Here is a 4,724-nt window from a genome sequence, read left to right on the forward strand (position 1 = left end):
TTTGATGTCGATGGTCATGAGGGGAGTCTCGCAGGTGCTTCCCGCCCCACGGCACGCTGGCGAACCCCCACGGCAACGGCAGGGGCCGGCATTTGGAAGGCGTGGATCCGCCCCGTAGGGAGGACCGGAGAACGCTGGTCTCTGCGATGGTGCCGTGTCATGACCGGGCACCGGAGGGGCGGTGTCAGAATGTGCCGTGACCAAGAAGAGCCAGTCCCGGAAGAAGTTGCTCGCGACTCTGCGCGAGTCCCTTGCCACGGCCACCCCGGTGCGGATCCAGCGGGCGGTGGAGCCCGAGGAGGTGCTGCAGGGGGTGGTCCTGGAGCTCTCGGAAGAGTGGGTGTTGCTGGCTGATATCCGCGACGGGGCCTACCTCGACGGCTACCGGGTGCTCCGCCTGACAGACCTCGTGCAGGTGGTACTGGAGACCACCTTCCTGTCCTTCTTGCACCAGCACAATGTCTGGCCCCCGGCACGTCCCTCCACCGGGTTCGCGCTTTCGGATCCGCGCACGATCATCACCGGCGCTGTGTCTGCGACCGGGGTGGTGTGCGTGTATCGGGAGGCGAAACGGCCCGGGAAACTGTTGATCGGCGTGCCGGTCCAGTGGAGGAAGAAGAGCCTGTGGCTGCTGCCCGTCACGCCCCAGTGCCATTGGGAGCAGCTCATGGACAAGGTCCGGCTCAAGGACGTCACCCAGGTCAGCTTCGGCGGAGACTACGAAACAGCCGTGCTGGAGGTCGCCGGCCCCATGCCGCCTCGGACCCATCCAGTGCCTGACCCGGCGTAAGCCCACCACGGCAGAACCAAACCAGACACCAACCCCTGATGCATCCCTGCGCGCAATGGTCAATATCCTCCCGTATCCAGTCTCATCCGTCCCCGAAGTAAAGACGAATCAAGAACATGGTGGAGGCGCCGTCTGCAAGAACCCGGACCACCGATCACTTCAGTTGAAGGCAAATATTCAATTACCGTTGTTTCGCTGCTGTTTGTATTTCCGCCATTCCATAAGCACGGGGATCCACGATATGACCAACACCGCGGCGCAAAATAATACAACAGGCCAGGGGAACACTTCCCTGGCTGCCACAATATTCCAGACAATTGTGACAAATAAAAGAAACGTTCCATATCCCGCGATAACTACGGGAAATCGACTCGGCTTCAAGATACCCCCAAACATTCCACTCCTACTGCCATCCTGGCTCATGAGCCTGCCGTCTCCTGCTGTCGCGGCTCCGGCGGAGTGCTCCAGGCAATATGCAAGCGACGTACGCTCCTCTAATCTGGGCATCCCGACACGCGGTAGCGTCGCGCACAGTCCCTTCTCGGCGCCTATAGGTGAGCAACTGACAGCTCCCCGACTTCATCCGATACGTGGAACCCTCCATGCAATGTGGCGGGTCAGATAATCGGCACAGCTTCAACAGTTCCCGCGGCGGCCTCTAGCTTCGCCGTGGCGCTTCGTTCTGGCGACGGGAGAAATCCCGTTTCATCAGGACGGCGAAGACAAGAAGCAAAATCGCGAAGGGCAGAAGAAAGCCAGCTCCGAAGACGTTGCCCGACAGGACCAGGGCGACGGCTCCACAGAGGGCCAGGAATCCTAACGCTGCCATCAGGGCGATCGCCCTCCGCCAGGTTCGCCGTTGGGCGTCGCTGAGCGCGACGACGTCGTCTTGTTCCGATCCTTCGGGCACGAAAAGCTGCAGCACAGCACTGGCGATCAGCAAGGCGGGAACACCAGTCAGGACCTGGGGTTGCGGTGTGTTGAGCGCTGCTACGAGCAAGCCCGTGCACAGCAGTGTCATCACGAGCGCAGCCCCATAGCGCCATTTCCGTTGTGTCACCACAAGTGGCTTGCCGGCCGCACGGCGCGCCAGCAGGATCCACAGGCCCATCAGCACGCCAGCTGCTCCGCATCCGGTCGCGGCCCATGCCATCGTCCGGTCTTCGCCCGCGCTGCTGCTCAAATATGGAGAGTTCACGAGGATCGGCACGATCCCGGCGGCGATCACCAGTGCTCCGCCTAGCGACTTGATCAGTCCAGCGTGGCGTTGCGCGCCCTCTGCCATGCCTGCACCATCCCGATCGGTCACTGTGGTTGTCCACTCACTCTTACTGATGGTCATCGAGGAGGGAAGGTGTGCATCAGTAAAGGGGACGAACGCGATCCACCGTTCGCCGAGGCTCGAGTACGTCGCGGCTACCAGGGATCGAAAGGGAACCCCTCACGGATCACGCCTGGCATCGCGCTTCTTAAGGGCCCCTCCTACGCCATGGACCCCATAATTTTAGTTCGTTCCTCCACCGGCCCGTCCGGTGCGGTGGGCTTTGACGATGAAGTACAGGTACAGATACGACGGCAGGAAACCGAGAAGGTACAGCCCCAAGACGGCGAAGCCTTCCCACTCTTTTTTGTCCGATCCCCCGGATACGAAACCGAGTCCTAAAGCTGCGAGAACGCCCGCTATCGATGCCACACGCAACATGGTGCGGTACTGCGAAGGGTGTCCGAGAGGATGCTTTGCGCCTTTGGCTCCGCCACCGTTGTCCGCCACTGTCGCTCCTGTGATCTGATCGATTCAGCGCGAAGGCTGGACACCACCGCGCATCTACGAAACTTCCCAGGGCGTGAGTTCCCTCGGCCCCTCCGCCTCAGTCTGCCCCGGACACACCTACCTCGCCATATGTGCATCTGTTAAGGGGACAGGTTAGATGCTCAGGAATATCCGACTTGGGCATGGCAGAAATGCACATATGAGGGGCCCCTCCCGCTGCGGGCCTACATCACGATTTGGAGGCAGGAAACCGGGTCGGGTTGATGCCCGTATGCCCCGCCCGCAAGGGGGTGCCCGCACAGGTACGACATGCGCAACACTGGAAAGGTGAGCGGGAAGAGGATCGGCTACGCCCGCGTCTCCACCATCGAGCAGGACCTCACCGTCCAGCGTGAAGCCCTGCAACGCCTGGGCGTGGCCGAGGAACGGATCTACGTCGACCACGGCCTGACCGGGGCGCACCGGTCCCGCCCGGGACTGCGAGAGGCGATGGCCGCCTGCTGGCCCGGGGACACGCTGGTGGTCACCAAACTCGACCGCCTCGCCCGCTCCCTGCCCGATGCCCGCGACATCGCCGATGAGCTCACCGGCCGGGGAGTGACCCTGTCACTGGGTGGCAGCGAGTACGACCCCACCGACCCGGTCGGGCGGTTGCTGTTCAACGTGCTGAGCATGGTGGCGGAGTTCGAATCCGACTTGATCCGGATACGCACCCGCGAGGGCATGGCCATCGCCCGGGCCAAAGGCCGACTGCGCGGGCGGCAGCCGAAGCTCTCCGTGCTGCAGCGCCGGCACCTGCTGTCCCTGCACGAGCAGGGTGAGCACACCCAGGCGGAGCTGGCGGAGTTGTTCGGGGTGGCCCGCTCCACGGTCTACCGCACGATCCAGCGAGAGCTGGCCAAGCGCACCAGCTGAAGGTTTACGCCACCGTGGAAGGCAGCTCCCGAATCCGCCGATAGAGCGTCGCCCGAGACATCCCGAGGTCCCGCGCCACCTGGGTGGCCGGCTCCCCACTGTCGATGAGCCGGACCGCGTTGCGGATCTGGGAGTCGGTGAAGATCTGGCGCCGGCCGCCGAGGTCCTTGCCGGCGGCCCGGCGCTTGGTGACCGAGTCGGTGATCCGCTCCCGCTTGATCTCCAGCTCCATCTGCGCCAGGGCGGCCATCACGGTGAAGACCATCGACCCCATCGGAGTGGCCGTGTCCACGTCTCCCCCACCGAGGTTGAGCACCCGCAACCCGGCACCTCGCCCCCGTAGCGCTTCGGCGAAGGCCAGCATGTTCTGCGTCGACCGACCCAGCCGGTCCAGCGTGGTGATGACCAGAGTATCGCCCTCCTCCAGCGCGGCCACGGCCTTGTCGAACTTCGGACGCGATGCACGCCCTCCCGACACTCCACTGTCCACATAGACATCATCGCGCCGCACGCCGGCGTTCAGCAGGTCAGACACTTGACGGTCCGCGTCCTGCTGCCGCGTCGACACCCTGGCGTACCCGATCAACTTCCCCATGTCCACCTCATATGTCTCGCAACTGACGTTGAGTATCTGATTCTAGGGGCATGGATAAAGCACATAGCTACGAGACAGGCCAAACTGCGGAATCATGCGGGCGCAAATTTCCCGGACGAGACGTCTTGCATCCCATGCCTTCAGAGACACACTCGATGTGGTTCGCATGACTGCCGGGCAAGCGCATGCCATGGTTACGATGATGTGCATCGATGTCAGCTACGAGCCATAAGGGGAACGATGCCGTTCGAGGTGTTCGACAAGAGAATGACTCCGCTGGCTAAGGCACCGAGTGTGACTATCCAAAAGCGCGGGGTGATCTCGCTGAACAAGGCCGCTCACGACCTAATCAACAACGCCGAGACGGTCGAACTGCTCTACGACCACGACCGCCAGGTCATGGCACTGCGCGTCGCCGATGACTCCGCCCCGCACGCCTACGCGGTCCGGAACGGTTCCAAGCGTGGCCCTGGGCAGGCGGTTGTCTCGGCCACGGCCTTTACCGCCCACTACGACATCGACACCACAGCCACGAGGCGGTGGAAGCCCTTCGTGGAGGACGGCATGCTCTGCGTGGACCTCACCCAGGAGGGCACGGTCATCACCGGAAACCGGGCAAAGGCCATCGATGCTGCCGCCAGCACAGATATTTC

6 protein-coding genes are annotated in these 4,724 nt (G+C 63.0%); 3 read left to right on the forward strand and 3 right to left on the reverse strand.

Translation table 11 applies throughout. The features are described from left to right. The first annotated feature begins 196 nt into the window (after nt 1-196). Entirely contained in the window at nt 197-790 is a 594-nt protein-coding gene (locus E7Z53_RS19695; RefSeq protein ID WP_109222928.1) for a hypothetical protein, read from the forward strand. 658 nt (nt 791-1,448) lie between these two features. Here the strand turns inward: E7Z53_RS19695 and E7Z53_RS19700 are convergent. Both E7Z53_RS19700 and E7Z53_RS19705 read right to left on the reverse strand, forming a co-directional pair. Next, on the reverse strand, nt 1,449-2,132 hold the full coding sequence (locus E7Z53_RS19700) for a hypothetical protein (RefSeq protein ID WP_176338673.1): 684 nt from the start codon (nt 2,130-2,132) through the stop codon (nt 1,449-1,451). A 162-nt stretch (nt 2,133-2,294) separates the two neighbouring features. Further along, a complete protein-coding gene (locus E7Z53_RS19705; protein ID WP_176338674.1) occupies nt 2,295-2,561 on the reverse strand; it encodes a hypothetical protein in 267 nt (88 codons plus the stop codon). Between the two features lie 327 nt (nt 2,562-2,888). On the opposite strand from E7Z53_RS19705, the gene E7Z53_RS19710 reads away from it, so the two are divergent. Further along, a complete protein-coding gene (locus E7Z53_RS19710) occupies nt 2,889-3,476 on the forward strand; it encodes a recombinase family protein (protein ID WP_369598029.1) in 588 nt (195 codons plus the stop codon). 4 nt (nt 3,477-3,480) lie between these two features. On the opposite strand, the gene E7Z53_RS19715 is transcribed toward E7Z53_RS19710, so the two are convergent. Next, the gene (locus E7Z53_RS19715; RefSeq protein ID WP_176338677.1) at nt 3,481-4,071 is read right to left on the reverse strand and encodes a recombinase family protein; all 591 of its coding nucleotides are present in this window, start codon (nt 4,069-4,071) and stop codon (nt 3,481-3,483) included. 240 nt (nt 4,072-4,311) lie between these two features. Here E7Z53_RS19715 and E7Z53_RS19720 point away from each other — a divergent pair. After that, nucleotides 4,312-4,724: hypothetical protein (locus tag E7Z53_RS19720; protein WP_176338676.1), on the forward strand; the 413-nt coding region annotated here is incomplete at its 3' end.

Origin of the sequence: Kocuria salina (assembly GCF_013368965.1) — a bacterium.
Taxonomy (GTDB): domain Bacteria; phylum Actinomycetota; class Actinomycetes; order Actinomycetales; family Micrococcaceae; genus Kocuria; species Kocuria rosea.

Bases quoted from the DNA above. Each gene is read 5' to 3' on its own strand.
- E7Z53_RS19715 (WP_176338677.1), bottom strand. From the start codon at position 4,071: ATGGGGAAGTTGATCGGGTACGCCAGGGTGTCGACGCGGCAGCAGGAC.
- E7Z53_RS19700 (WP_176338673.1), bottom strand. From the start codon at position 2,132: ATGACCATCAGTAAGAGTGAGTGGACAACCACAGTGACCGATCGGGAT.